The sequence below is a fragment of the Sphingobium sp. IP1 genome, from assembly GCF_002708645.1.
Classification (GTDB): domain Bacteria; phylum Pseudomonadota; class Alphaproteobacteria; order Sphingomonadales; family Sphingomonadaceae; genus Sphingobium; species Sphingobium yanoikuyae.
The window spans coordinates 1-2,227 of record NZ_NOIW01000235.1; the positions used below are offsets into that span (position 1 = coordinate 1).

Below are 2,227 nucleotides of genomic sequence, written 5' to 3' on the forward strand. Positions count from 1 at the left end.
ACCCCTTACCGACACCGACCGGCAGGAGATGCTGTCCGTCATCGGCGCCGAGACGATCGATGATCTGTTCATCGATGTGCCCGCCGAAGCCCGCCTGAGCGGCACCATTGCCGGCCTGCCCGATCATGCCAGCGAACTGGCGGTCGAGCGCCATATGGGCGCGCTCGCTCGCAAGAATCTGTCGGCAGGGGACGCGCCCTTCTTCCTGGGCGCCGGCGCCTACAAGCATCATGTCCCCGCCAGCGTCGATCATCTGATCCAGCGCGGCGAGTTCCTGACTGCCTACACGCCCTATCAGCCGGAAATCGCGCAGGGCACGCTGCAGGTGCTGTTCGAGTTCCAGACCCAGGTCGCCCGCCTGCTGGGCGTGGATGTCGCCAACGCCTCCATGTATGACGGTTCGACCGCCTGCTGGGAAGCGATCGGCATGGCCCGTCGCATCACCAAGCGCGGCAAGGCGCTGCTGTCGTCCGGCCTGCACCCCCATTATGTCTCGGTCGCCAACACCATGGCGAAGTTCACCGGCGACGCGCTGGTGCATCAGGCGCCGACGCTGGACGCCGCGACCGACATCGACGCGCTGATCGCATCGATCGACAAGGATACGAGCTGCGTCGTCATCCAATATCCCGACATCCTCGGCCGCATCGCCGACCTGAGCCCGCTGGCCGACGCCGCGCACGCCGCTGGCGCGCTGCTGGTCGCGGTGGTGACGGAACCCGTCGCTCTGGGCGCGATCAAGGCACCGGGCCATATGGGCGCGGACATCGTCGTGGGTGAAGGCCAGTCGATCGGCGTCGGCCTGCAGTTTGGCGGTCCCTATCTGGGCCTGTTCGGCTGCAAGCAGAAATATGTTCGCCAGATGCCGGGCCGCCTGTGCGGCGAGACGGTCGACGCGGCCGGCAAGCGCGGCTTCGTGCTGACGCTTTCCACCCGCGAGCAGCATATCCGCCGCGAAAAGGCGACGTCGAACATCTGCACCAATTCGGGCCTGTGCGCGCTGGCGTTCAGCATCCACATGACCCTGCTGGGCGAGAAGGGCCTGCGCGAACTGGCGACCCTGAACCACGGCCTGGCCGTGCAGGCTGCCGATCGCCTCGCCAAGGTGCCGGGCGTGACCCTGCTCAACGACGGCTTCTTCAACGAATTCACGCTGGTCCTGACCAAGGATGCGCGCGAGGTCGTCCGCAACCTCGCCGACAAGGGCGTGCTGGCCGGCGTCTCGCTCGGCCGCCTGTTCCCGGACGCGCCGGCAATCGGCAACGGCCTGGTCGTCGCCGTGACCGAGACTGTCACGCTGGAGGATATCGAAACCCTTGCCGCAGCGCTTGAGGAGGAACTGGCATGACCATGTTGAAGGAAGGTCGCCCGACCACCCCGCAGGCCGTCGCGCAGGAGCATATGGCCCCGGCAACCGCCACCGGCAACCGCGCGCTGATGCTGGAGGAAAAACTGATCTTCGAGATCGGCTCGACCGACACCACCGGCGTCGATTTCGCCGACGCGCCCAAGGTGGCCAGCCGCCTCGGTTCGCTCGCCCGGACCGACAGCATCGGCCTGCCCGGCCTGTCGGAACAGGAGACGGTGCGCCATTACACCCGCCTGTCGCGCCAGAACTACGCCATCGATCTTGGCCTGTTCCCGCTCGGCAGCTGCACCATGAAGCACAACCCGCGGCTCAACGAAAAGGTCGCGCGGATGCCCGGTTTCGCCGACATCCATCCGCTGCAGCCGCAGTCGACGGTGCAGGGCGCGCTGGCCGTTATCCATGAACTGGCCGCCTGGCTGGTGACGCTGACCGGCATGCACTCGGTCGCCATGTCGCCCAAGGCGGGCGCCCATGGCGAACTGTGCGGCCTGCTGGCGATCCGCGCCGCGCTCGAAGCCCGTGGCGACGCGCGCAGCGTCATCCTGGTGCCCGAAAGCGCGCATGGCACCAACCCGGCAACGGCCGCCTTCTGCGGCTACAAGGTCGAGGATATCCCCGCGACCCCGGATGGCCGCGTCGATCTGGAAGCCTTGAAGGCCCGTCTGGGACCGGACGTTGCGGCGGTGATGATCACCAACCCCCACACCTGCGGCCTGTTCGAGCGCGACATGAAGACGAACCCCCACCCGGGCCATGCCGCCCCGGCCCTCCTCTATTGCGGCGGCGCCAACTTCCACCCCCCTGCCGGCCGGGGCCGTCCCCGCGGCCCCGGGCGCCCCGCCGTGCGCCACCCACCCA

1 protein-coding gene and 1 pseudogene are annotated in these 2,227 nt (G+C 68.0%); both read left to right on the plus strand.

Going from position 1 to position 2,227, the window contains the following annotated elements; translation table 11 throughout:
* Positions 1-1,348: aminomethyl-transferring glycine dehydrogenase subunit GcvPA (gene gcvPA / locus CG471_RS29660; protein ID WP_257211741.1), on the plus strand; the 1,348-nt coding region annotated here is incomplete at its 5' end.
* Positions 1,345-2,227: pseudogene (locus tag CG471_RS29665) on the plus strand (aminomethyl-transferring glycine dehydrogenase subunit GcvPB); the annotation flags it as partial. The gene gcvPA and the pseudogene CG471_RS29665, both read left to right, overlap by 4 nt.